Origin of the sequence: Streptomyces sp. HSG2 (assembly GCF_016598575.1) — a bacterium.
GTDB lineage: Bacteria > Actinomycetota > Actinomycetes > Streptomycetales > Streptomycetaceae > Streptomyces.
Map to the genome: position 1 here is coordinate 2,255,429 of NZ_CP066801.1, position 24,313 is coordinate 2,279,741.

The 24,313-nt window shown below is 72.0% G+C and carries 18 protein-coding genes, 1 tRNA gene and 2 pseudogenes; 6 read left to right on the plus strand and 15 right to left on the minus strand.

Annotated elements, in window-relative coordinates:
* Positions 1-39 precede the first annotated feature (39 nt).
* Together JEK78_RS09315 and JEK78_RS09320 are read right to left on the minus strand one after the other, a co-directional pair.
* On the minus strand, positions 40-1,500 hold the full coding sequence (locus JEK78_RS09315; RefSeq protein ID WP_200263628.1) for an aldehyde dehydrogenase family protein: 1,461 nt from the start codon (positions 1,498-1,500) through the stop codon (positions 40-42).
* Positions 1,501-1,645: 145 nt separating this feature from the next.
* Positions 1,646-2,470 carry a helix-turn-helix transcriptional regulator gene (locus tag JEK78_RS09320; protein ID WP_200264068.1) on the minus strand — a complete coding sequence of 275 codons (825 nt, stop codon included), beginning with the start codon at positions 2,468-2,470 and terminating at the stop codon, positions 1,646-1,648.
* A 368-nt stretch (positions 2,471-2,838) separates the two neighbouring features.
* Here JEK78_RS09320 and JEK78_RS09325 point away from each other — a divergent pair, with 368 nt between their 5' ends.
* Positions 2,839-3,345 carry an ATP-binding protein gene (locus JEK78_RS09325; protein ID WP_200263629.1) on the plus strand — a complete coding sequence of 169 codons (507 nt, stop codon included), beginning with the start codon at positions 2,839-2,841 and terminating at the stop codon, positions 3,343-3,345.
* A gap of 108 nt (positions 3,346-3,453) precedes the next feature.
* Here the strand turns inward: JEK78_RS09325 and JEK78_RS09330 are convergent, their stop codons facing one another.
* Positions 3,454-3,693 (minus strand): DUF397 domain-containing protein, encoded by a 240-nt coding sequence (locus tag JEK78_RS09330; RefSeq protein ID WP_200264069.1) that lies wholly within the window; start codon positions 3,691-3,693, stop codon positions 3,454-3,456.
* A 401-nt stretch (positions 3,694-4,094) separates the two neighbouring features.
* Entirely contained in the window at positions 4,095-5,243 is a 1,149-nt protein-coding gene (locus JEK78_RS09335) for a DUF2786 domain-containing protein (protein ID WP_200263630.1), read from the minus strand.
* An 83-nt stretch (positions 5,244-5,326) separates the two neighbouring features.
* Here JEK78_RS09335 and JEK78_RS09340 point away from each other — a divergent pair, with 83 nt between their 5' ends.
* On the plus strand, positions 5,327-6,121 hold the full coding sequence (locus tag JEK78_RS09340; protein ID WP_200263631.1) for a Clp protease N-terminal domain-containing protein: 795 nt from the start codon (positions 5,327-5,329) through the stop codon (positions 6,119-6,121).
* 188 nt (positions 6,122-6,309) lie between these two features.
* Positions 6,310-6,498: a hypothetical protein gene (locus JEK78_RS09345; RefSeq protein WP_200263632.1), complete on the plus strand. Its 189-nt coding sequence runs from the start codon at positions 6,310-6,312 to the stop codon at positions 6,496-6,498.
* A 113-nt stretch (positions 6,499-6,611) separates the two neighbouring features.
* Here the strand turns inward: JEK78_RS09345 and JEK78_RS09350 are convergent, their stop codons facing one another.
* On the minus strand, positions 6,612-7,958 hold the full coding sequence (locus JEK78_RS09350) for an MFS transporter (protein WP_242483318.1): 1,347 nt from the start codon (positions 7,956-7,958) through the stop codon (positions 6,612-6,614).
* Positions 7,959-8,376: 418 nt separating this feature from the next.
* Between JEK78_RS09350 and JEK78_RS09355 the strand changes: the two genes are divergently transcribed.
* Entirely contained in the window at positions 8,377-9,960 is a 1,584-nt protein-coding gene (locus JEK78_RS09355) for a DHA2 family efflux MFS transporter permease subunit (RefSeq protein ID WP_200263634.1), read from the plus strand.
* 52 nt (positions 9,961-10,012) lie between these two features.
* Here JEK78_RS09355 and JEK78_RS09360 read toward each other — a convergent pair whose 3' ends face one another.
* From JEK78_RS09360 to JEK78_RS09370, 3 genes are all read right to left on the minus strand, one after another.
* Positions 10,013-11,146: a hypothetical protein gene (locus JEK78_RS09360; RefSeq protein ID WP_200263635.1), complete on the minus strand. Its 1,134-nt coding sequence runs from the start codon at positions 11,144-11,146 to the stop codon at positions 10,013-10,015.
* Positions 11,147-11,323: 177 nt separating this feature from the next.
* The gene (locus tag JEK78_RS09365; RefSeq protein ID WP_200263636.1) at positions 11,324-12,175 is read right to left on the minus strand and encodes an ABC transporter permease; all 852 of its coding nucleotides are present in this window, start codon (positions 12,173-12,175) and stop codon (positions 11,324-11,326) included.
* On the minus strand, positions 12,172-13,140 hold the full coding sequence (locus JEK78_RS09370) for an ABC transporter ATP-binding protein (protein WP_200263637.1): 969 nt from the start codon (positions 13,138-13,140) through the stop codon (positions 12,172-12,174). Before JEK78_RS09370 ends, JEK78_RS09365 begins: the two co-directional genes overlap by 4 nt.
* A gap of 323 nt (positions 13,141-13,463) precedes the next feature.
* Here JEK78_RS09370 and JEK78_RS09375 point away from each other — a divergent pair, with 323 nt between their 5' ends.
* Positions 13,464-13,868, plus strand: coding sequence for an NUDIX domain-containing protein (locus JEK78_RS09375; protein ID WP_242483319.1), 405 nt, complete (start codon positions 13,464-13,466; stop codon positions 13,866-13,868).
* Between the two features lie 35 nt (positions 13,869-13,903).
* Here JEK78_RS09375 and JEK78_RS09380 read toward each other — a convergent pair whose 3' ends face one another.
* The 3 genes and pseudogenes from JEK78_RS09380 to JEK78_RS09385 form a co-directional block, all read right to left on the minus strand.
* Complete coding sequence (locus JEK78_RS09380; protein WP_200263639.1) at positions 13,904-14,584, minus strand: GPP34 family phosphoprotein; 681 nt, start codon at positions 14,582-14,584, stop codon at positions 13,904-13,906.
* 397 nt (positions 14,585-14,981) lie between these two features.
* A pseudogene (locus JEK78_RS23280) lies at positions 14,982-15,224 on the minus strand (ISAzo13 family transposase); the annotation flags it as partial.
* A gap of 227 nt (positions 15,225-15,451) precedes the next feature.
* Positions 15,452-16,549: a hypothetical protein gene (locus JEK78_RS09385; RefSeq protein ID WP_200263640.1), complete on the minus strand. Its 1,098-nt coding sequence runs from the start codon at positions 16,547-16,549 to the stop codon at positions 15,452-15,454.
* A 649-nt stretch (positions 16,550-17,198) separates the two neighbouring features.
* On the opposite strand from JEK78_RS09385, the pseudogene JEK78_RS09390 reads away from it, so the two are divergent.
* Positions 17,199-17,419: pseudogene (locus tag JEK78_RS09390) on the plus strand (integrase); the annotation flags it as partial.
* Positions 17,420-17,463: 44 nt separating this feature from the next.
* On the opposite strand, the gene JEK78_RS09395 reads toward JEK78_RS09390, so the two are convergent.
* The 4 genes from JEK78_RS09395 to tmk form a co-directional block, all read right to left on the minus strand.
* Positions 17,464-17,540: transfer RNA gene (locus JEK78_RS09395), tRNA-Thr, on the minus strand.
* Positions 17,541-17,744: 204 nt separating this feature from the next.
* Positions 17,745-19,295 carry an alpha/beta hydrolase gene (locus JEK78_RS09400; protein WP_200263641.1) on the minus strand — a complete coding sequence of 517 codons (1,551 nt, stop codon included), beginning with the start codon at positions 19,293-19,295 and terminating at the stop codon, positions 17,745-17,747.
* A gap of 87 nt (positions 19,296-19,382) precedes the next feature.
* Positions 19,383-20,588 carry a DNA polymerase III subunit delta' gene (locus tag JEK78_RS09405; protein ID WP_200263642.1) on the minus strand — a complete coding sequence of 402 codons (1,206 nt, stop codon included), beginning with the start codon at positions 20,586-20,588 and terminating at the stop codon, positions 19,383-19,385.
* A gap of 162 nt (positions 20,589-20,750) precedes the next feature.
* Positions 20,751-24,143: a dTMP kinase gene (gene tmk, locus JEK78_RS09410; protein ID WP_200263643.1), complete on the minus strand. Its 3,393-nt coding sequence runs from the start codon at positions 24,141-24,143 to the stop codon at positions 20,751-20,753.
* Between the last annotated feature and the right edge of the window lie 170 nt (positions 24,144-24,313).

A 24,313-nucleotide genomic window follows, 5' to 3' on the forward strand; every position in this document is an offset into this window, starting at 1 on the left:
CCGTGCCACGGTGTGGCGATCGGGGCACGGGGCAGGAGGTCAGAAGGGGAACCGGCTCCGGCCGTGCTGCACCGAGATCCACTTCTGTGTGGTGAACGCCTCCAGCATGGCGTCGCCGTTGAGGCGGCCGAGACCGGAGTTCTTCTCCCCGCCGAACGGCACGATCGGCTCGTCGTGGACGGTGCCGTCGTTGACGTGGAACATGCCGGTCTCCACGCGCTTGGCGAACCGCACCCCCCGTTCGACGTCGGCGGTGTGGACGGCACCGCTCAGTCCGTAGGCCGAGTCGTTCACCAGGCGGACCGCCTCCTCCTCGCCGTCGAAGGGCACGACGAAGGCGATGGGGCCGAAGACCTCCTGCTGGAGCAGGGCGGAGTCCGGCGGCAGGTCCGTCAGGACCGACGGTTCCACCAGGTTGCCGGTGACCCGGCCGCGGAGCAGTGCCCTTCCGCCCTCGGCGAGGGCCTGCTCCACGACGCCGGAGAGGGATTCGGCCTGCGAGGAGTTGATCACCGGCCCGATGACCGTCTCCGGGTCGCGGGGGTCGCCGGCCTTCAGACCGCGCACCTTGGCGACGAACTTCTCGGTGAAGGCGTCGGCGATCGAGCGGTCGACCAGCACGCGGTTGGCGGCCATGCAGACCTGACCCTGGTGGATGTAGCGACTGAAGACGGCCGCGTCGACCGCGTAGTCGACGTCCGCGTCGTCCAGGACCACCAGGGCGCTGTTGCCGCCCAGCTCCAGCACGGCGCGCTTGAACTGCCGGGCGCAGAGCGTGGCCACGTGCCGGCCGACCTTGTCCGACCCGGTGAAGGAGATCACCTTGGGGATGGGGTGCTCGACGAAGGCGTCGCCGATCTCGGCGATGTCGGTGACGACGACGTTGAGCAGACCGGGGGGCAGTCCGGCGTCCTCGAGGATCTTGGCGACCAGGGTGCCGCCGACGATCGGGGTGTTCTGATGAGGCTTGAGGACGACGCCGTTGCCGAGCGCGAGCGCCGGGGCGACCGACTTCAGCGACAGCAGGAAGGGGAAGTTGAAGGGGCTGATGACCCCGACCACGCCGACCGGCATCCGATAGACGCGGTTCTCCTTGCCGGGCACAGGCGAGGGGATGATGCGCCCTTCGGGGCTGAGAGCCAGGTGGATCGCCTCGCGCAGGAACTCCTTGGCGAGGTGCAGTTCGAAGACGGCCTTCGGACGCGTGCCGCCCAACTCGGCGACGATCGCCTCGACGATCCCCGGCTCGCGCTCCTCGATCAGGCGGAGCGCCTTCTCGAACACCGCGCGTCGGGCGTAGGGGCTCGTCTCGGCCCAGGCCTTCTGGGCGCGCTCGGCCGCCCGGTAGGCGGCGTCGACCTCGTCGGTGGTGGCTATGGTCACCGAGGCGAGTTTCTCGCCGTCGTACGGGTCGAAGTCGATGATGTCCCAGGAGCCGCTGCCCGGGCGCCACTCACCGTCGATGTACTGCAGAGCCAGATCGGTGAAGTACGACGACATGTGATCCCTCAATCCCTTGCTGCCGAGGCAGGCGAGCCGACGAAATCCGCGGGCGACGATGATCCCGACCGGCGCCCGTCGGTTCGACCACGGCGCGGAACCCGATCACCATCGCAGTCTGATGGGACGTCATCGTACTGACGTTTCACTGAAGTTGAAGCAGACCCCGAAGAAGATCACGGCTCTCCTCCGGCCCCGGCCCATCCCGCATCAGTTCGTCGAGCACCCGTTCGTACTGGGCGACGTCCTCCCGCTTGTCGAGGTACAGGGCGCTGGTGAGCTGCTCCAGGTAGACGACGTCGGAGAGGTCGGACTCGGGGAAGCCGAGGATCGTGAAGGCGCCGCTCTCCCCGGAGTGGCCTCCGAAGCGGAACGGCATGACCTGGAGCCGGATGTTGGGGCGCTCGGACATCTCGACCAGGTGCCGCAACTGGCCCCGCATCACCTCGCGGTCACCGTAGGGGCGGCGCAGCGCGGCCTCGTCGAGGACGACGTGGAACTCCGGGGCGTTCTCCGCGACCAGATGCTTCTGCCGCTCCAGTCGCAGCGCGACGCGACGCTCGACGTCCTCGTCGGCCGCGTCCCGCATGCCGCGCCGGACGACCGCGCGGGCGTACTCGGCGGTCTGCAGGAGCCCGTGCACGAACTGCACCTCGTAGGCGCGGATCAGCGAGGCCGCGCCCTCCAGCCCGACGTAGGTGGGGAACCACGTGGGCAGCACGTCCGAGTAGCTGTGCCACCATCCGGCCACGTTGGCCTCCTTGGCCAGGAGCAACAGGGACGAGCGCTCCTGCCGGTCCGTGATGCCGTACAGCGTCAACAGGTCCTCGACGTCCCTCGTCTTGAAGCTCACCCGACCCAGCTCCATACGGCTGATCTTCGATTCGGAGGCACGGATGGCGTATCCCGCCGCCTCGCGCGTGATCCCCCGAGCCTCACGCAGTCGCCTGAGTTGTGATCCGAGCAACATCCGCCGGACCACCGATCCGGGCTCTCCCGCGCTCACGTTCGCCAGCCTCCCCAACCGTCCGTCAGGGTCGGAAGTCTGCCATCAAAACACTTCGAGCAGTACTCGCGCGGTTACGGAAACGGAGGCGAGCCAAAGAGAACGCACAGGTTCGCGCAGTAGGTGTCTAAGACCACAGCGCACCGGTGGGGCGGACTCGGTCGGGAGGGGACATGAAGTGACAGAGAATTTACTCAACAAGCGGTACGCGAGGGTCCATTTCGGTCACGTGCACGTGCATCTGCTCTTGCATCTCCGGTCCGCTTCCGAAACGATGGGCTCGCACCACCGCGCCGCCTCGCTACGACCGCGAACTCACGGGAGTGCCTCGCATGGGGACGAATGGATCGACCATGCTCGAGCCGTTACGGCAGGGCCTTCCGCCGCTGGACCCGGCGACCGTCTCGAACGCCGCCTCGCGCGCCCTGCCGCCCTGTCACGAGGCGGTTCGGCTGGCGCGACGCTTCACCGGGGCCACCCTCGACGGCTGGCGCCTCGACGAGCGCCGCGACGACGTCCGCCTGGTCGTCTCCGAGTTGGTCACCAACGCCCTGCGGCACGCCCTGTCGGCCGATCCCCGGCACGGGTGTGAGCCTCCCGCGGCGGTGCGGCTGCACCTGCTGCGCTGGCCGGGCCTGTTGGTCTGCGCGGTACGCGACCCGAGCCAGGAAGGTCCGGTCGCACGGCGGACCGAGGACTTCTCCGCGGAGTCGGGCCGCGGCCTGTTCCTCGTGGAGTCCTTCAGCGACGGCTGGGGCTGGCACCCGATGACCGGCGGCCCGGGCGGCAAGGTCGTCTGGGCGTCGTTCCGAGTGTCCCGGGGTCGCCCGGCCGGATGAAGCCGCCGGTCGGCGGGGGACCCGGCCGACCGCGGAGCCGAACCACGTGCCCGGCCCCGGCGACCCCCCGATCGACACGACGGGGGGACCACCGGGGCCGGACGCGGTTCAGCCGGCGATCAGGTGGTCGAACTCCCCGTCCTTGACGCCCAGCAGCATCGCCTCGATCTCCGCCCGGGTGTACACCAGCGCCGGGCCCTCCGGGAAACGCGAGTTGCGCATGGCGACCTCACCGCCCGGCAGCCGGGCGAACTCGACGCAGGAACCCTGTGAGTTGCTGTGCCGGCTCTTCTGCCAGGCCGCGCCGCGCAGTCTGGTCGCGGCCACCCCGTTGCGCGCGCCGGGCACAACGGCCTCGGTGTCGCCCTCCTCGTAGGTGCCACGGGTGTCGTACACGTCGTGGTTCACTGGTCGCTCCCCGATGCCGATGCGCACGGGTACCGGTGCGGGATCGGATCCGCACGGTCCTCGCGCCCCTTGGATGCAGTGGTCAACTGGATCGGATCATAACGCCGTTCGCGTGCAGATGCATGAGCGGATGCACGTGCACGCGGCGCGGGCACGCGACTACGGCGCGCTGTGTGAACGTCCTCCCCGGCCGTCTCCGTCACGCCCCGCGCACGGTGGCGGTCGGTACGGGTAACCCCCGCCCCCCGCGCGCGGGCCGATCGGAACGTCGGAGGCGCCTCGGCCCGACGGCGCCCCTCCAACCGACGTGAGCGTGCCGCGCGTGGATCCCCGAGGTTCCCCTAGCCTCGACGACCCCCGAGCGCGCGGGGCGCGGCGACACGGGCGCGATCCGCGGCGTCGGTCCCCGCGACCCAGCCCGCCTCGTCGTCCACGCCGCGGAGTCTCGTCGCGGTCGCCCGGGGGAACATCCGCTCCACCCGGTCGTCGACCGCGACCTCCCGGGCGGCCCGCACCGGCAGCGTCCCCCCGTCCTCCGGGTGCGCCGCCCGCGCGACCTCCCGCAGTCGACCCCCGACCCGTCCCGCGTACGCGGCCAGGAACGATCGCCGGAAGGTCTTGGTCCGCTTGCGCCCACCGGCGCGTTCCACCGCCTCCGCCCGCACCATCGCCGCGTCGGCCTGGACCGACAGCGAGGCGTACAGCAGCTCCACGACCTCCAGGTCGTGCTCGAAACCGACGACGGTGGAGAACCCGAGGTCCTCCTGCCACACGGCGCGACAGCCGTTGGCGCCCGCGACCGCGTCCAACAACAGCGCCTTGATCCCCTCATAGGGGGGATCAACACCGACCCGGCGCGCGGTGGGCGCCTCTCCGGCCGGCACCTCGGAACCTGCGAGGCCCGGCGTTTCGAGGCCGTGACGGGCGATCAGCTCCTGCGCCTTGGCGGTGAGCGCCTCCGCCTCGTCCGGGAAGTCGGTCGCCTCCGCCTTGGCCAACAGGGCGCGGACCCGGGTGAGGAGTCGGGATTCCGCGGGCCGCCCGGGTCCGCGCCGGGGCCCGTCCCGCCCGTCGCCCTCCAGCGCCTCCAGCACCGGGAGCCGGACCAGCAGGCGGTACGACTCCAGGACGACGGTGGCCCGCGAGAAGCGGTCTCCGGCGGCCGGCTCGCCGTCGTGCCGGTCCAGATCGCGCACCTGCGCCGCCCAGCGCTCGCACCGGGGCACGTCGCCGGGCGCCTGGGCGAGGATCGACTCGACGACCGGCCGCACGTGGCGGTCGCCCAGCTCCCGGCGGACGACCCGGACGACATCGGCGGGCATCCAGCCGCGCGCCCAGGCGCCGGAGACGAACTCGACGCCTCGACGAAGGAGTTCCGTGTCGGCCGCCGGATCGGCCGCCAGCAGCGACGCGGCGATGTCGAGACTCGCTTCGGCGGTGTCGTGGAGGGCGAGCCGTAGGGCACGGTCCACGGTGTCGGGCGTACTCACCCCCCGATGGTGTCACGTCCCCCCCACCGCCCACCGTCAACCCATGGTTGACGCGAAAGAGGGGTGCAACCTACGGTTGACACATGACCGAACACGCGAACCCCACGCCTTCCGTCATCGCCCCCACCGTGCGCCTGGACGACCTGATCACGGCCATCCGCCGGTCGCACCCGGCCCCTCTGGACCAACTGGAGGACGCGGTCCTGGCCGCCGAATACCTGACCGACATGGCCGACCACCTCATCGGCCACTTCGTGGACCAGGCCAGGCGCTCGGGCGCCTCCTGGACCGAGATCGGCGGCCGGATGGGCGTCACCCGGCAGGCCGCCCAGAAGCGCTTCGTCCCCAAGGAACCGAGCAGTCCCGAACAGGAACCGGGCTTCGGCCGCTTCACCCCGCGCGCCCGGGGCGTGGTGGCCGCCGCTCACGAAGAGGCCAGGGCCGCCGGCGCCACCGAGGGGCTCCCCGCCCACCTGCTCCTCGGCTTGCTGCGCGAACCCGGAGGGTTGGCCGCTCAGGCCATCGCCGCGCAGCACGTCTCCCCCGACGCCGTCCGGGAGGCGGCCCGGGCCACACTCCCGACGGCGGACCCGGAGGCGCCGGCGGTGGTGCCCTACGGCGCCGGGGCGCGAAAGGTCCTGGAACTGTGCACCAGGGAGGCGCTCCGCCTGGGCCACCACCACGTCGGCACCGAGCACCTGCTCCTCGCCTTGCTGGAGCACGAGAACGGCCGGGGCCCGCTCGGCGGGCTCGGCGTCGCCAAGGAACCGGTCGAGCGCCACATCACCGACACCCTCGCTCTGCTGACCCGGCCCGAGACCGCGACACCGGCGGACTCGGCCTCCGGCCGCCCGCCGCGGACCGGGCAGGACACCTGACGGGCCACACGCGAGGTCCGCCCGGCGCGGCGGTTCGTCGGCCGGGCCTCCGCCGCGGCGTCCGCGCCGACACCCCTCCGCCGGACGGGGGACAGGCGTTCCTCCCGGTACGGGGACGGTGAGGGGACGAGGGGTTACCGCCCTGGCTGAGAAGTTGGAGACCGTACGAACCCGAGCGAGGAGACGAAATGCGCGACAACCAGATCACCCACCGAGTCATCGCCCTCACCCACGCGGAACTGCGCGAGGACGACGACGGCTCGATGGTTCCGCACGGTGTGCCGACGGCTTCCCTGGGTGCCGCTATTGTCGGCGTGAGCGTCGCAGCCGTATTCGGAATCTGCGTCGCCTCCGCGGTCATCGCCAATATCGACTGAGGTCGGACCGACCAGCCCGGCTGCCCGCCCCGCGTCCTCACCGCGCGAGGGCGGTTCGGCCGTGGGATGACCGAGGCACCGGGCGAGTGGCCCCGCGCCACGAGCGGTGCCGCTCAACCGCCGTTCGTGTCCGCGGCGGTCGTGCGCGGCATCAGGCGCTCGGCGAGCAGCCCGAGGGCGACCCCGGCGGCCGCGCTCCCCACCGCCATCCACCGCAGAAGCCCGTCCACGGAGCCCCCGAGGCCCACGTGCTCGGCCCGCACCTCGATGAAGGTCGCCCCCGCGGCGACGCAGAGACCGGCCACACCGATCACGATCGCCAGCTCCACGCCGGACGCCTGACCGGCCCGCTCGACGGGGACCACCACCTGGGTGCCGATGCTGCCCAACGCCCAGCCCATGCCGTACCCGAAGCCGGTCAGCGCCAGCCCCGGCAGGTAGGCACCGAGCCCGCCGTCGAAGGACGCGACGAACAGTCCGAGCGCGCCGACCAGGGTCGCCAGGGTCATGGTGCGAGGCATGTCGAAGCGCTCGCCGAGGCGGCCGGAGAGGGGGGCCGCCACGCCCGCGGCGACGGACGCGGCGAGGAACACCAGCCCCGACACCAGCGGGGAGTAGCCGTCCACCTCCTGGAGCTGGATCGTGAAGCCGTACATGGCCACGACGAAGGCCAGGTTGGCGACCGTCGCCATCGCGGTGATGATCACATAGGGCTTGTTGCGGAACAGGTCGAGCGCCACCAGCGGCCAGCGTGCCACCCGCTCCCTGAGCACGAACAGGACCAGCAGCAACACCCCCACCACCGCGAGTCCGGCGACCACGCCGCCCGGCCAGTCCGTGGAACGGTCGACCGCGTAGGTGACGACCGCGATGCCGAGGGCGACGGCGAGGACGCCCGGCAGGTCGATCGAGCGGGGCACGGTGGTGTCGCGCGACTCGCGCACCCCGAGGATCACGACGGCGATGGCCACGGCGCAGGTCGGGACATTGAACAGCAGGACGACCCGCCAACTCAGCAGTTGGGTGACCCCACCGCCGAACACCGGCCCGAGCGCCAGCGCCACGGCACCGATCCCGTAGGCGTCGCCGATGGCGCGCATGGTGCGTTCGGGTGGATAGGCGTCCGTGATGACGGCGATGGCGAGAGGGAAGAGGATGCCGGCGCCGACCCCCTGGACGATGCGCATCACGATGATCACTCCGGCCTCGGAGGACAGCCCCGCGGCGAGCGAGGAGAGACCGAACACCGCCAGACCGACGAGCAGCATCCGTCGACGACCCAGGATGTCCCCCAGTCTGCCTCCCGGGATGAGCACCGCGGCGATCGCGAGCATGTACCCGCTGATCACCCACTGCAACGAGGTGGTCGTTGTGCCCAACTCGGTGGCCATGCGCGGCAGCGCCAGGTTGAGCGCGAGGAAGTCGAGCTGGACGACGAAGATGCAGAGGGAGGACGCCACCAGGGTGAGGGCCGGACGGGGGTGCGCCCGTCGGGGATCGTGGCCGCCGGGGCCGGCCCCTCGCCCCTTACCGTGCCGCCTCGGGTGACGGTGTCCGAACCGCATGGCTGGCTCCCACTTTCCGTACCGACCGCCCGCCCGGCGGACCGGTCGGGCGCCCCGGCGCCGACGGTCGGGGACCGGCGGCGGCGCCGGGAGAGGAGGACGGCGCCCATCTTCGCCCAGGAGACGGCCCGAGGACGTTCTCCGGGGTTCCTCCGCATGTCCCCCTCCACCACCAGGGGCCCGGCGACGGGAGGGCCCAGAGCCCGAGCCGGCCGGACTGTCCCGACGCCCCGGGCGGGAACGCCCGGCACACGACCGCTTCGAGACCGTGTCCCACCGGGGGATGGAGTCGCCGCAGGTCTACCGTGTGACGGTGCCTCGGAGAAGTGGACACCAACGCGCCCGGTGGACCCGGACGCAGGTGCTGACCGTCTTCACCACCGGGCTCGGCCTCTCCATGGTCTTCCTCGACGCCCTGATCGCCAACGTGGCGCTGCCGGACATCCAGCGGGACTTCGGGGTGGGCGAGGCAGGGCTCCAGTGGGTGGTCGCCGCCTACTCCATCGGTATGGCCGTCTTCATCATGGCCGGGGCCACCACGGCCGACCGTTTCGGACGCCGGCTCCTCTTCCTGATCAGCGTCTCCGTCTTCACCGCCGCCTCGGTGGCCGCCGGGCTCGCCCCGAGCCTCACCCTGCTGGCCATCGCCCGCGCCGTCCAGGGCATCGCCGCGGCGACGGTGACGGTGACGTCGCTGGCCCTGGTGAGCGCGGCGTTCGACGACGTCGGGGAGCGGGCGAAGGCGATCGGCCTGTGGACCGGGGTGGCCAGCTTCGCCACCGCTCTCGGACCGACGGTGGGCGGGGTCCTGACGCAGACCGTCAGTTGGCGCGCGGTGTTCATGGTCAACGTGCCCGGCGGGGTGGCCGTCCTCGTGTTGACCCTCCGCCACGTCGTGGAGTCCCGGGAGAGCCGGCCCCGCGGGTTCGACTGGGGCGGGCAGCTGCTGTTCATCGTGGCCATCGGGGCGCTGTCCTACGGCCTGATCGAGGGCCAGAGCGCCGGGTGGGCGTCGACACTGATCCTCACCCTGTTGGCGGTCGGAGCGGTCGGACTCGCCGCCTTCGCCTGGTACGAGTACCGGAACCCGGACCCGATGATGGACGTCCGGCTCTTCGGCCGCCGCGTCTACGCGGTGGGCATCGCCACGATCCTGTCCGCGTTCTTCGGCGCGTACGGGATGCTGTTGATCGTCACGCAGTACTTCCAGAACATCGAGGGATACACGCCGGAGGAGGCCGGGCTGCTCATCCTCCCGTTCTCCTTCAACATCATGCTGCTCTCGCCCATCTCGGGGCGGCTGGTCGCGCGGTACGGGTCGCTGCGGATCGCGAGGATCGGGCAACCCCTGCTGGTCGCGGGGCTCGTCGTCGTCATCGTCGGAATGCCCCTGTCGCTGGCCGTGGTCGCCGCCGGTCTGTTCGTCTGCGGAGCCGGTGTGGCCCTGCTGGCCACCCCCGTGACCGCCCTCGCGATGAGCGCGGTGCCCTCGGACCGCGCGGGCATGGCCTCGGGCATCATGAGCGCGCAACGGGCGATCGGCTCGACCTTCGGCTTCGCCGTCCTGGGCAGCATCCTGGCCGTCTGGCTGGGCAGCACGCTCGACGACCGGCTGAACGACGTGGTGCCGGACGCCGAGGCCCGACAGGCGATCGTCGATCAGATCATCGACGACGCCAACCCCCGCGCATACGCCGCCGAGGTCGGGCCGGGCCGGGCGCTGTCGTCGCCGGCTCCCGGCCAGACCGAGGCCATCGCCGAGGCGGCCAAGCAGGACTTCGTGGAGGGGTGCCAGGTGAGCATCGCGTTCGGTGCCGCGCTGTGCGCGCTCACGATGGTCTCGCTGTGGAGGACCACCGGGGTGGCCCGGGGCGGGTCGCCGGAGCGACCCGCCTGACGGAGACGCCCGCGCGGCCTCGCCTCCCGGGGCCGATGCGCGATCCGGGCGGTCAGGGCCGGCGTGTCGAGGCGAGCGGGCGCCGTTCGGCGGAGTGCGGCCCCGGGACGGACGCCCGAGGCGGCCGACGCGGGAGTTCTCCCCGCTCGCCGTCTTCCGCCCGAAACAGCCACGGCAGCCTCGGCTGGACGACCGGGCGGGCGAGCCGACGAACCGGGGCCGACGCGAGCAGCATCGACAGGGCCACCGCCAGGACCACCACCAGTCCCTGTTCCCACCACGGCCCCACCCAGTCCATCCCCCACCAGCGCAACACCGGTCGCAGCACCAGCGGATGCAACACGTAGACATAGAGGCCACCGGCGCCGAGGTACGTCACCCACGGGAGTCGCCGGCGCGGCACCGCACGGACGAAGGCGAGCGCGATCACGGTCCCGCAGAGCAGCACCCCCGCACGGATCGTCCAGGCCCAGGGCAGGGACGTGGGATGGCCGGCGTCGTAGGGGCCGCTCATCCGGAGCCAGCCGAACGACACGTCGTGGCGGACGTACCAGGCCGAGACGGCGGTGACCGCCAGAACCGAGACCGCGGCCGGTCCGCTCCACCGGGCCCGCATCAGCTCGTCCAGCGCTCCCTGCCGCAGCCTCCAGCCGACGACGAAGAAGGGGAGAAAGCACACCGTCCGCGACAGCGACAGCGAACCGTCGAAATCGGACAGGTATCCGACGACCAGGGCCGCCACCACGGACGTGGTCAACGGGTGGCGAAGCCGCGCGAGGCACGGGAGGCCCAACCGCCAGAAGAACAGGGAGAGAAGAAACCACAGGGCCCACGGCGGATCGACCACCTGGAAGCTCCAGTCGCCGTAGAACCAGCGCTGTTGCAGGGTGTGCAGGAGACCGATGAGCAGGTACGGCACCAGGATCGACTCGACCAGCCGGCGCGCCCCCCTGGGGGTGAGGGTGTCGGCCCCGCTGAAGTAGCCCGCGACCATGACGAACACGGGGACGCGCAGCGCCCAGGTGGCGATCTGCAGCCAGCGCAGCCCGTCCCGGTCGGTGATCGTGTCGGTCGCGTGTCCGAGGACGACGAGGGTGCCCGACAGAAACCGGAGGTTGTCCCAGTGCGGGTCGCGGCTCTCGGCCGCCGCACCGCCCCGCGTTGATCCGAACCGTCGACTGCGCATCCCCACAAGATCCATCACCTCGACGTCCGCCCGCTGGACGCCAGGTGAACCCTCGTCGACGATCGCCCCGAGCGGAGACCGAAGGCCGCGCGGCCCTGCCCGCACGGAGGCGAGCGCGCCCCGCAAGCGTTCACCCCGGGGCGGGCGGCGCACACGCCTCCGGCGCCTCGCGGGTGTTCAGCCCACGCGCTGCATGGCCTTGCGCCGCCGCTCCGCGACCGCCGACCCGGACTCGCGCCGGGCCATCCGGCGGAGCAGGGGCGGGGCGATCAGCAGCCCCGCGACCGACCAGACTCCCAACGCCACCAGCGTCCCGAGCCGCCGCCAGGAGCCGCCCACCTCGGCGACGACGGCGTCGGCGGGGAGCATCGCCGAACGAATGCCCAACCCGCTCCAGTAGATCGGGAAGAACTGCCCGACCGCCTGAAGCCACTCGGGCAGCCGAGTCAGCGGGACGTAGATCCCCGAGACGGCCACGAGCCCCATCACCGGCAGCATCAACAGTCCGACCGTCCGCGGATTGGTGACGAGAGAACCGATCACCGCGCCCACCGGCAGGGTCGCCACCAGACTCAACGGCACCACCCACAGCAGCGTCAGCAACCCCGCGGCCCCCTGCCCGGCCACTCCGTCCACCAGGAGCAGACCCGCCACGAGTGCCGGCAGCATCGAGGCCAGCGCCGTGCCGGACACCATCACGATCTTGCCGACCAAGTGCCCGACCATCCCGTTCGGCACCGACTTGGCCCGCAGCAGCGTCCCGTCCTCCCGCTCGGCCGCCAGGATCTGGGCCATCGTGATCACGCCCGTGAAGACCAGCGTCATCCCGAGCAGACTCGGCAGGGCGAACGCCGCGACGGAGACCTCGGTACCCTTCAGCGAGTCGTCCCGGAAGAAGAACAGGGGCGCGATCAGCATGACCGTCCAGAGGGCGAATCCGAAGACGTCCTGCCCGTTGGTGAAGGTGTGACGCAGCTCCGTCACCCCTCGGCGCACCCCCACCCGCACCGCGTGCCACATCGGGTTCATCGCGCCCCCTCCCCCAAGCGTCGCACCGGACCGTCCTCGGGGACGATCCCCGCCTCCCACTCCCTGACCATCAACAGATAGGTGTCCTCCAGGCCGGCTCGGCGCACCTCCAGGTCGCCGATGGCCTCGCCGTGCTCCTCGAACAACCGGCGGACGAAGCCGGTGGGCTCTTCCGTCTCCCGGACGAAGGGCCGTCCCTGCCGCGTCCAGCGCACGGTGGCGCTCGCCGACGCCTGCCGGGAGAGTTCCTCGGCGGAGCCGTCCGCCACGATCCGGCCCCCGGCGAGAAGGAGGATGCGGTCCGCGAGTTTCTCCGCCTCGGCGAGGTCGTGCGTGGTCAGCAGGACCGTGGTGCGCTCGTCGGCCAGCCCCCGCACCAGACGGTGGAACTCGCTGCGCGCCTGCGGGTCCAAGCCGGCCGTGGGCTCGTCGAGGAAGAGCATCTCGGGCCTGCCCACGATGCCGATCGCCACGTCCAGACGGCGACGCTGCCCCCCGGACAGCGCTCCCACCCGCTGCCCCGCCTGCTCCGTCAGCCCGACGGCGGCAAGGAGTTCGTCGACGTCCCAGGGGCGCCGCACCGACGCCGTGGAGTACGGCGCGTAGTACGCGCCCAGGTGGGCCAACAGCTCCCGCACGGCCCACTTGCCGTGATCGCGCCAGGACTGCAGCACCATGCCCAGCCGGGCCCGCCACCACTCGTCGCCGGTGGCCGGGTCCACGCCGAGCACGGACACATGCCCGGAGGAACGCGCCCGGAACCCTTCGAGGATCTCGATGGTGGTGGTCTTCCCCGCCCCGTTCGGCCCGAGCAAGACGAGGACCTCCCCCCGCCGGGCCGTGAAGTCGACTCCGCGCAGCACCTGACGGTCTCGGTAGGACATCGTCAGGTCGCGCACCTCGACGACCGCGTCGTCCGGCGGCGAACCACCTCGCCCGTCGATCGACGCTTCGGCTTCCGTCATGGCACTCCCCCTCCGGCACCGCGCGGCCCGACCCAGGCCGCCCTTCGGCCACGCGCCCGATCGGGGCGGCTGTCTCCCCGGGTCTCGACGGCCGCGCGCCGTCCCCCACTTGTCGTACGACACGAGTAGTCGACCTCGGACACTCTACTGAAGACACCCGCGCGTGGCCCGTCCCCACGCACCCGGCGGGCGCATGAGGCGAGACGCGTCACCACACACCGGGATAGCGTCGGCACACCATCAGACCGCCAACCCCCGACAACCCCACGGTGACTCATGAGCGCGTGCCTACGAGACCGGCGACCCCCGTAGTCGACACACACGTGATTCTGCGCGACGGCGATCACGTGCTGCTCTCCCAGCGCGGCGGCCCCTACGGCTACGGCCGGTGGCACGCCCCCTCGGGCAAACTGGACGCCGGCGAACCGCTCACCGTAGGCGCCGCCCGCGAACTACGCGAGGAGACCGGCGTCGAGGTCCGGCCCGAACACCTACGACTCGTGCACGTCGTGCACCACAGGCAGGATGCGGCCAGTCAGCGGATCGGCTTGTTCTTCCTGGCGACCAGATGGACGGGCGAGCCGGTGAACCGTGAGCCCGAGAAGTGCCTCGCCCTGCGTTGGTGGTCGGTACACGCGTTGCCCGTGGACATGATCGAGTACCCGGCCGCCGGACTGCGCGGATACCTCGGGAACGCGGAGCCGCTCACCGAGCACGGCTGGCCGTAGACCGCGGCCGACCCCGCGCACTCGCCGTCCTGCCGTCAACTGCCCGCGATGACGGCCGTCGTGACCGTCACCGCGATGATCGTTGCCATCGCGTCGTCCGCGGCCTTCACCACGTTGCGCACGGCCGTCGCGGACCACTGGCCATGCGAGATCGACTCCATGACCGCCGCGGCCCGGCGCGTGTCGGCGTCCGGGAATGCCAGACGGTGCAGTTTCGCTCCGTGCAGCAGGGCCACCAGGCTCGCCGTACGAACATCCGGCGCCGCGCCCCGGAGGACGACCTCGTCGAGGCGAAGTCGTACCGCCGCCTCCACGGATCCGTCGGCCTCCGGATAGCGACGAACAGGGAAGAGACCGAGCACCTTCTTCCTCTCCTCCCAGACCAGCCCCTTCTCGATCAGGCCCGTGTTCGCCCGGGTCAGCGCCTCCGTCTTCAGTTGGTCGATCCAGTACTTGATCTTGCGCGGATCGGCCTTGTCGACGATGGCGGCGAGTGCGGTGTCGAGGGCGGGCTCGCCCAGCGGACTCGGATCGACGACGGTGACCTTGTCGTCGGTCACGTCGATCCGGTCGGCCAGCGCCAGTTCCACCAGCGAGGCCGCGGAGATGGCCAGGGCCACCTTCGCCGATTCCTTGGCGGTGCCGGATTCGTCGTCCAACGACAGGAGCAGGAGCTGCTCGCCGAGCGTGGTGGGGACTTCCGCAGAGTGTTCCATCGGTTTTGGTCCTTTCCTCCAGTGTTCGGGCGAGGTCGGTCGTTGACGACCACCGTCGGCGCCCTCAGCGGCCCGGTGAGTGGCCCCACCTCAGGCCGACGCAAGGTCCGGGATCGAGATGTTCCGCAGGTGAGCGGTCCGTGACGTGGAAGACCGAAGCTCCCTTGAGCGGGGTGACGCAAGTCGCCCTGTGCCTTCGGAGCCTCGGTGAATCGTCAGTCTGCCATGTGTGCCCGTCATGGAGTCGATGTCGCTCGCGTCGGAGCGGACGTTGCTACTGCGGCGGCCGGCCGAGGTGAGAGGCCCACGTGATCCTCGGGGCCGGTCCCTCTCGCTGGTGTCGTTGCTGTCGGTCACGCTGTGCGCGACGGCCGCCGGGTTCGGCTCGTACCGGGTCTAGCTCAGGATCAGCGTCCCGCAGCCGCTTGCGGCCCAACGCCCGCCGCCCGAACCCGGCCATCCGGCTCCTCACCGCGTTCCAGCTCCCGCAACCCGCGCGACACCGTCGACTCCGCACCCCCGCAGCACCCGCCACCGAGTGAATCCCGCCATGCCCCGCACGCGGGCAGCAGCCCCCCAACGCCGGCCGTCGCCGCCGCTCGTCCAGATGCGGCAGCAACAGCCCGAACACCTCCGCCAGTCCCGCCTCGATCCCCTCCGACACACTCGCATCCTACGGGCCAACAGCCTTCATAGCGCCAGGAGTTATTTATCGACAGCTCCCTGACCTCAACCCCCCTTGACACCAGTGGAAATCCCTTGACTTCCCGGCCTTGGGTCAAGGCCCTTCCGGGAAACCCGGGGCCCCTCAGTCACCACCGGACACGACATCGACCTCTACCGCCGGATTCAACGAACTACCGGTAGCTAAGACCGTGTGGCGACCCCGCACCCGTCACCCGCGGCCTGAATACGCTGGTCGATCGATGTGCTGCGGTCGTACGGATCGACCTCGGCACCGGACGCGCCGGTCGGCCGTTCCGTCTCGAAAGCTGGTGTGAAGTAGCCGGTGTGGGCGCCGCAGCCGCCGTTGGTCATGTCGAGTTTGTACGAGACGAGCGAGAGCGTTCCCGGCTTTGTGATCACCTTGGCCGGATCATCCCAGCTCATCACGATCTCGCGCCGTACGATCGTGCGCACGACCTCACCACTGCCCTCCGCCGCGCGCGTGACCGGGTAGACGAAGGTGACATCGGCGGTCACCTGGAGCGCACCACGCTCGCCTTCCCGATAGGAGATGCGGCCCCTGGTCTTGACCACATCTCCGACCACGCGTCCTTGCGAGGGCTGGAAGCGGCTGAACAGCAAGAGTGGGTCATTCTCTTCACTGGGTGTCCGAAACGCGGTCGCCAAGAAGGCCTGGACGTCCTGTTGGTGCGGGTTGATCAGCGCTATCGCCTCCTCGGGGTGCTCGCCCCGCAGTACCCCATGATCGAGGCTGGACGCGACAAGGAAGGCCCGGCTTTGTTCAAGAGCCCGTTCCACCTGGGCCGTACTCATCCACCCGATCGCCTTGGCCTCAGGCACCGTTATTCCTTCCGAACCGCTTGCCCAGCGCGCCGCCGGCGATCCCCTGAACGGTTCGTCAAGAGTTGGCCGCAGGGCGGGCTCCGCTGGAGGCGGCTGTTGTGGACGCCCGGTCTCCGCCGCCAGCCGCTCTGGGTCCGAACTTGCGCCGCCGAACAGCGCGACGATCTGCGCCGGGGCGAACGCCACGCCCAGCAACACCCCCGAAGCCAGAAGCCCGGCCAAGTACCAGCCCTTCCGCCGCCTGGGCCGGGCGGGCGTGTACGTACGCCATCCCTCTTGGTGGTCGGACTTCTCTCGGAGGCGGTTCGCCACGCTGCGGGCGCGCGCCGACGCTTCCCTGGGCGCATCGGTGACACCCGTCACCGACTCACGCAGGAACTGTTCCCATTCTTCGTCGGACCTGGACGAACCACTTCGCTCCCCACCCGCGCCCATACCGAATCTCCTCGCCTTGCAGCCTGTTGCAGCCCCCTCCTCAGCGCCGCGCCCGCATGATCGCACAGCGTCATCGGGCGTAACGAGAGGAGGTCCAAGGGTGGCGCGACTAGGAGGACCGTACGGGCATCGGCCCGCGCCCGGCCGCCGCCATTCCTCCATCGTTCGGCGCCAGGTGCTGGGCCTCCCGCCGCACGAGCCTTTCGATCTTGTGGTCGGTGATGCCATCCCGGCGTAAGGCGCGTGAAGGGGTCGGAGGGCTGTCCTGGCAACTGGAGAGGGCCTCCTGCCCCTGGGCTGCGGCCCGGGAAGCAGGGCCTGCCTACGTGGAGGCGAATCGGGGCCGAGAGTGGGCACTCGAGGCCGACATCCGTGACTGCTTCGGATCAATCCGTCATGACGCCCTCGTGGCCCAGGTGGCCCGACGCGTCGTGGACGGCTCGATGCCGAAGCCGATCCGGGTGTGGCTGCGGGCGGGGGTGCTGGAGGACGGGGCGAGTGGCTCATCAGGAGCGGGAACCCACAGGGCTCACCGGTATCACCGTTGCCGGCGAACATCGCGCTGCACGTCCTCGACGAGGCGTGGCAAGGCGAGGGACGACGGCTGGGCGTACTGGTGAGGTACTGCGACGACTTCGTGGTCCTGTGCCCGACCGTGGAGATTCTGCGGCACCCCAGATCAGCCAGACCCGCCGCTACGTGAAGGGGCGGTCACACCCGTCGAATGACGCGATGCGGCGGCTGGGCGAGTTCTTCGCCCCCACTCCCCAGGGCTCCGCCCCGGACCCGGTTTCCGGCCCCACTGAGACCAGAACTGAGACCCCCAGCACCCGCGCGGCTCGCTCCCTGCGCCGTCGCCGCATACGCTGAACGAGAAAACCCCAGGTCGGATTATGTTCCGACCTGGGGTTTGGTGGAGCCGCCTTCGGGATTCGAACCCGAGACCTACGCATTACGAGTGCGTTGCTCTGGCCATCTGAGCTAAGGCGGCGCGCGAAGGGCATCGGAGTGCGCTCGCGACGTCGGTAAGTTTACACAGGTGCGCGGAGTGCTCGGTACCGGCTCCCGGGAGCCCGGGAGCCGGTGCCCCTGCTGCTCTCGCGGTTCGGCCCCACGGTGTGTTCGTGGGGCCGCCGGGGCGGCGAGCGGCGAGGTGGGCCTCACCGGTACGAGCCCTCGCCCCCTCTGGCTGCGCTCAGCGGCAGCGGCGCCCGTCTTCGGGGGCCTCGCCGCGCAGCAGGTAGGCGTCGATCGCGCTGTCGACGCAGGAACTGCCGCGGCCGTAGGCGGTGTGGCCGTCGCCCTCATAGGTGAGGAGCCGCCCCGAGGCGAGCTGGTCGGCCAAGGCCTCCGCCCAGCGATAGGGCGTCGCGGGGTCACGAGTGGTGCCGACCACGACGATCGGCGCTGCGCCGTCGGCGGCGATCCGGTGCGGCCGACCCGTCGCCGCCACCGGCCAGTAGGCGCAGTTCAGCGACGACCAGGCGAGACTCTCGCCGAAGACGGCGGAGGCCTGCTCGAATTCGGGCAGCGCCTCGCGCACCTCGGCCGGGGAGGTGAATGCCGGCGGCAGGTCGAGGCAGTTCACCGCCGCGTTGGCGAACATCAGGTTGCTGTAGCCGCCGTCTGCGCCGCGCTGGTAGTAGCTGTCCGACAATGCCATCAGCGCGGCGCCGTCGCCGTCCTTCATCGCGGCGGTCAGCGCCTGCCGGAGGGCGGGCCAGGCACCCTCGTCGTACATGGCCGCGATGACGCCGGTGGTGGCGAGGGACTCGGTGAGGGACCGACCGTCGGCGTCGCCGGTCGGAAGAGGGGCCGCGTCGACGGCGTCGAAGAACTCCTTGAGCCTCCGGTCGACCTCCGCGGGAGATGTGCCGTCACCGCCCAACGGGCAGTCGCCGAGTGCCAGGCAGTCCGTCGCGAAGGCCCTGAACGCCGTCTCGAAGCCGGCCGTCTGCTCCAGACCGAGGCGACGGGCGGTCAGGGACGGGTCCATCGCCCCGTCGAGCACCAGGCGACCCGTCCGCCCCGGGAACAGGCCGGCGTAGGTCGCCCCGAGGAAGGTCCCGTAGGAGGCGCCGACGTAGGTGAGCCGCTCGTCGCCGAGCACCGCTCGCAGCACGTCCATGTCACGGGCCGCCTCCGCGGTGGACACGTGGGGCAGCAACTCGGCGGCGTCGACCTCGCAGCCTTCGGCGAATTCCCGAAAGGCGGCGACCAGGCCGTCGGTCTCCCTCCCGTCGTCCGGAGTCACGTCGGTCCGCGTGTACGCGTCCATCGCCCGTCCGTCGAGACACTCCACCGGCTCGCTCCCGGCCACTCCGCGTGGGTCGACCGCCACCAGGTCGTACTGGGCGCGGACCTCACGCGGGTATCCGACGCCGGCGTAGTGCTGCAGGTAGCCGACGGCAGAGCCGCCGGGACCACCCGGATTGACGAGCAGGGAGCCGAGGCGCTCACCCGGACCGGTGGCCTTCTTCCTGGCGACGGCGAGTCGAACGTCGCCCCGGGACGGCTTCGCGTAGTCGAGGGGCGCCGCCATCGTGGCGCACTGGTAGTCCGGGATCTCGCACGCCCGCCAGTCCAGTGTCTGCTCGTAGTACGGCGCCAGGGCGGCCGGGGTGGCCTCCGCCTCCGGAGCGGCGGATGCGGAGGCGCCCCGGGGGGAGCAGGCAGCGATGAGCAGGGTGACCGCGAGGAGGGCAAGGCCGGGGCGGGGGCAGCGGGGGGTGCGCCTGATGTGCATGAGACGAGAGTAACTCTCCGCAATGGATGACGTACTCTGTGTCCCCACGCGGCGGGGCGGGCGGGCACCCCTCCCGAGGGGTGCGGGTCACCCGTCTCGAAGGGCCATCGCCATCGCCTCGACCGCCAGCAGCGGGGCCACGTTCGCGTCGAGAGCCTCCCGGCAGGCGGCGATCGCCTCGATCCGACGGAGGGTGCTCTCCGGACCGGAGTCGCGCGCGAGCCGCTCCAATGCCTCCGAGGCGTCGGCGTTGGCGATGGCCGTACGGGACCCGAACTGCAGGGCGAGGACGTCTCGATAGAAGGCGGTCAGGTCGGTCAGGGCGACATCGAGGCTGTCCCGCTGTGTGCGGGTCCTGCGTCGTTTCTGCCTCTCCTCCAATTCCTTCATCACACCGGCCGTGCCGCGAGGCAGGCGCCCGCCCTGGGCCGCTCCCAGGGCGGCCCTCAGCTCCTCGGCCTCCTTGGAGTCCAGGCTCTCGGCGAGTTGTCCGGCGTCCTCCGCCGCGGCGTCGACCAGTTCCTGCGCGGCCCGCAGAGCCCCCCCGACCTGCTCGACCCGGAGCGGGAGTCGGAGAACGGCGGCACGGCGCTCCCGAGCCGCCGGATCGGTGGCCAGGCGGCGGGCCCGGTCGACGTGCCCCTGGGTCGCCCGAGCCGCCGCCTCCGCCACGTCCGGCGCGACGCCATCACGACGCACGAGCGTGTCCGCGACGGCCGCCACCGACGGCGTGCCGAGACTCACGTGCCGGCAGCGGGAGCGGATGGTGGGCAACACGTCCTGGACCGAGGGAGCGCACAGCAGCCAGACCGTGCGGGGGGCGGGCTCCTCGACGGCCTTCAGGACCGCGTTCGCCGACTTCTCGTTCAACCGTTCGGCGTCCTCGACGAGGATGGTCTGCCATCGGCCGTTGGCGGGCGAGGTGAACGACGTGCGCACGGTGTCCCGCATGTCCTTGACGAGGATCTCCGCCCCCACCGCCATCACCGTGGTGACGTCGGCGTGTGTCCCGACCAGCGCGGTGTGGCAGGCGTCGCAGAAGCCGCAGCCCGGGACTCCGCTCCCGGCGCGGTCCGGGCCGACGCACTGCAGCGCCGCCGCGAAGGCCCGCGCGACCCGCTCACGGCCGACGCCGGGGGGGCCGGTGAACAGCCAGGCGTGCGTCATCCTGGACTGCTCGGGCGGCGGTGAACCCGTCGCGGCGGCCGTCACCTGGGCATCGGCGTCCCGGGCGGCGGCGAGGAGCTGCGCGCTCGCCCTCTCCTGACCGACCAGTTCGTCCCAGACCGTCACAGGTCCCGCCGCCCTTCCGACGCCCGTCCCGCGTCCCACGCCGTCGGCGCGGGCACGCATTCCATTGTGCGGCGCGCCGCCGACACTCCGACGCGGTGGTCCACTACCGAGTCTCCGGGGGGCCGCGATCCGGCGGCGGCCTGGCTCGACCCGCTCACCCGCTCAGCGGTCCCGGCCGGGGGGCCGCCGCTCTCTCGATCCGCTCCGGTCCGCGTCGGTGTCGGTGTCTGCTGCCCCGTCTTCGTCGACCTGGTGAGGTCCGAGGAGTTCGTCGGCGAGCGACGGGAGATCGTCCAAGGGGGTCTCCTCGGCCCAGTCGGGTCGCCGTCGCGGGCGCGAGACGGGCTCCTCGACGTCCTCGGAGTCCGGGGCGCCGGATCCGTCGATCCGAGGCAGTTCCCTCGTGGGGTCGGCGCCCCCGCCACTCGGCCGTGCCCTCCCGGCGGAGTCGGCATCGGGCTCGGCACGACCCCCGCCGCCCGGTACCGACGACCCCGCGTCCCGGAAGTAGCCGGGTGGGACGCGGTCCGCGGGGTCGTCTCCGCGCACCGGCGGGAGCACGGCGGTCTCCGCTCCGGCGTCCGCAGGAACCGGGGGCAGTACCGCGGTGTCCTCGAACGCGCCGGCGGGGGCGGGGGGCTTCGGCAACTCGGCCGTGACCTCCGTCCCGGTCGGGCCGTCGTCACCGGTCGGGGTGTCGGGGCCGGTCGGGGTGTCGGGGCCGGTCGGGGTGTCGGGGCCGGTCGGGGTGTCGGGGCCGGTCGGGGTGTCGGGGCCGGAGCTCTCGTGGGGCTTCCCCCCGGGCCCGGTCCGGTCCCTCGACGGATCGGACCCGGGGCGTTCGTCGGAACGCCGGGGCGCGGCGCCGGACGGTTCCTCGGGGACGGCCCGGGGCTCCATGGCGGCGGGAGGCGCGGCGGGCCGGGGGCCGGCCGCCGCGGCCTCCGCCGCCAGCTCGGCCGCCCTGCGCGCCTCCTCGGCACGGAGCAACGCCCGTTCGGCCCTGAGCCGCGCCTCCCGACGTCGCTCCTCCTCCTCGGCGCGCCGACGTTCCTCCTCCTCGGCGCGCTTGCGGCGCACCTCCTCCTCGGCCTCCCGGCGAGCCTTCTCCTCGGCTCGGGCGCGTTCCTCGGCGAGCAGCCGGGCGCGCTCGGCCTCGGCCCGTCGGCGCGCCTCCTCCGCGCGCTGCCGAGCCTCCTCGGCCTGGCGTTCGGCCTCTCGTCGGCGGGCCTCGTCCTCCTCGCGCCGCCTGCGCTCCTCTTCCTCGGCGCGAACGCGAGCGAGCTCTTCGAGCCGCTCGCGCTCCAGGCGTTCGGCCTCGGCCTTGCGCGCGGCCTCCTCCTCGGCCTTGCGTCGGGCCTCTTCCTCGGCCTCCCGCCGAGCGCGCTCACTCGCCTCGACCTCCGCACGGGACAACGGCAGGACGCGGTCCAGGCGGTGGCGTACGGCGGTGGTGACGGCCTCGGGCTCCTGGCCGGCGTCGACCACGAGATACCGCTCGGGATCGGCGGCTGCCAGGGTGAGGAAACCGGACCGCACTCGCGCGTGGAACTCCGCCGGCTCCGATTCCAGTCGGTCCGGGGCCTCGGTGAATCGGTCCCGCGCCGTCTCCGGCGACACGTCGAGGAGGACGGTGAGGTTCGGGACGAGCCCGTTCGTGGCCCAGCGACTGATCCGGGCGATCTCCGTGGGAGAGAGATCGCGCCCTGCGCCCTGGTAGGCGACCGACGAGTCGATGTACCGGTCGGTGATCACGACGGCTCCGCGGTCCAGGGCGGGCCGGACCACGGTGTCCACGTGCTCGGCGCGGTCGGCCGCGTACAGGAGGGCTTCCGCGCGGTGGGACAGGCCGGCGCTGGACACGTCCAGCAGGATGGCGCGCAGGCGCTTGCCGACCGGGGTCGCCCCGGGTTCGCGGGTGAGGACGACCTCGTGCCCCTTGTCTCGGATCCAGTCGGCGAGCGCCTCGGCCTGGGTGGACTTCCCCGCTCCGTCGCCCCCCTCCAGGGCGATGAAGAAGCCGCTCGTCGCCGTGGCCTGCCGGGGGTCGTCGCCTCGGCGCACGGCGTCCCGCAGGTCGTCGCGGAGCGGCACGCCGGAGCGGTCGTCGATCTTCGTGAGCACCAGCGCGGCCACCGGCAGCAGCAGTGCGCCGATCAGCATCAGGGTGAACGCGGCCCCCCCGTGCGCGAAGACGAACCCACCGCTCTCCAGCTGGTGGGGCCCGATCAGCCCGGCCACCGCTGGGGCGATCACCGCGCCGAGCGCCACCGCCACGCGGACGGCGGCGTGCAGGTGGCCGGTGACCCGTGCCCTGCGGCGTTCCTCGACCTCCTGGTCGAGCAGCGCGTGTCCGGTGTGGGCGGCGACGCCCGCGCCGAGGCCCGTCAGGGCCAGGACCAGCAGCACGGTGGTGTCGTCGGGGACCAGTCCGGCCGCCAGCAGGCCGACGCCCGCCACGGCGACGGCCAGCGCCAGGAGTCGGCGGCGTGAGAGAGCGGGGAGGACGGCGGGGGCGGTGCGGAGCCCGACGACGACGGCGCCGGTGAGCGCACCGACCATGAGCCCGTACAGCACGGGGCCTCCGCCGAGGTCGGCGGCGTGTGGCACGGCGACGGCGACGGTGGCGGCGACGGCCCCGGCGACCGCCGCGCACGTGAGGACGAGTGGCAGGAGGATTCCGGTACGGCCCTTCTCCCACCCCCTCTCCCCGTTCGAGGCCCGAGGACGGCGCAGCCCCTCCAGCGGGGAGCGTGGGCGAGGGGTGCGCACCCGGGGGAGGTCGGAGGAGGACAGGACTGCCAGCGACGCGGCGAACAGCCCGGCGGCGAGGTAGGAGCCGAGCGCGGCCTGGTGCGTGGCGAACCAGGCGACGCCGACGCCCAGGAGGTTGTTCAGCAGACCCGCGAGGACCAGGGCCGCGGCGGCGGTCGGCACGGCCACGAAGGTGGTCCGCAAAGTCAACAGGCGGAGCGTCGCCAGGTGGTCGGGCGAAGGCCGTACGCTCGCCCCCTCCGGCGGCGGGGCGGGCAGGAGCGCGGGGGCGGCGCTCTCGCGGCAGACACTCCACAGGCGTTCGGCAATGCCACTCAGGAAGGCGGTGACCAGCAGGAACACCAAGGCCTTGGCGGCTGTCCAGTCGATCCACAAGGGCGCGACGAGGAACAGCGCGACCCGCGCCCCGTCCGCGCCGGCCATCGTCCACCGGCGGTCGAGCGGACCGTCCGGGGCGGTGAGCGCGGTGAGGGGGCCCAGGAGCACGGCGCCGGACAGCAGGGTCGCCAGGACGCGGACCGTGAAGACCATGGCCACCGCGAACGCCGCGCCTCGGTAGCCGCCACCGAGCGCGCCCGCGACCGTGACCGACTGCGCGGCCAGCAGCGCCAGGACGAGGACGGCGAGGATGTCACCTACCCCGCCCACCAACTGAGCGCTCCACAACCGCCTCAGTCTCGGCCGGCGCAGCAGGGCACGGACGGCGCGTTCGCGGGAGTCCGCGACCAAGGCGTCGTCCGGGGCCGGGTCAGGGGCCGTTGGCTGCTCGGCTCGCGTCATGCGTTCAGCCTATCGGCAGGCGACCCGCGGGCTCGCTCTGTCGCCCGCGCGTGCCGGACGCGCTCCGGCGGCCGGACCGGCCCGGTCGCCAAGGAGCCGGCCACCGGGCGCGCCGGCCAGTCGTCTCTCCCCCGCACCTCCTGGGCCGCCACATCGGGGACCGCGCGCAC

Coding starts and splice junctions, on each gene's coding strand:
- JEK78_RS09345 (WP_200263632.1), top strand. CDS start 6,310: ATGCGCGACAACCAGATCACCCACCGAGTCATCGCCCTCACCCACGCG.
- JEK78_RS09400 (WP_200263641.1), bottom strand. CDS start 19,295: ATGCACATCAGGCGCACCCCCCGCTGCCCCCGCCCCGGCCTTGCCCTC.
- JEK78_RS09360 (WP_200263635.1), bottom strand. CDS start 11,146: ATGCGCAGTCGACGGTTCGGATCAACGCGGGGCGGTGCGGCGGCCGAG.
- JEK78_RS09315 (WP_200263628.1), bottom strand. CDS start 1,500: ATGTCGTCGTACTTCACCGATCTGGCTCTGCAGTACATCGACGGTGAG.
- JEK78_RS09385 (WP_200263640.1), bottom strand. CDS start 16,549: ATGGGCGCGGGTGGGGAGCGAAGTGGTTCGTCCAGGTCCGACGAAGAA.
- tmk (WP_200263643.1), bottom strand. CDS start 24,143: ATGACGCGAGCCGAGCAGCCAACGGCCCCTGACCCGGCCCCGGACGAC.
- JEK78_RS09380 (WP_200263639.1), bottom strand. CDS start 14,584: ATGGAACACTCTGCGGAAGTCCCCACCACGCTCGGCGAGCAGCTCCTG.
- JEK78_RS09370 (WP_200263637.1), bottom strand. CDS start 13,140: ATGACGGAAGCCGAAGCGTCGATCGACGGGCGAGGTGGTTCGCCGCCG.
- JEK78_RS09340 (WP_200263631.1), top strand. CDS start 5,327: ATGACCGAACACGCGAACCCCACGCCTTCCGTCATCGCCCCCACCGTG.
- JEK78_RS09320 (WP_200264068.1), bottom strand. CDS start 2,470: ATGTTGCTCGGATCACAACTCAGGCGACTGCGTGAGGCTCGGGGGATC.
- JEK78_RS09365 (WP_200263636.1), bottom strand. CDS start 12,175: ATGAACCCGATGTGGCACGCGGTGCGGGTGGGGGTGCGCCGAGGGGTG.
- JEK78_RS09325 (WP_200263629.1), top strand. CDS start 2,839: ATGGGGACGAATGGATCGACCATGCTCGAGCCGTTACGGCAGGGCCTT.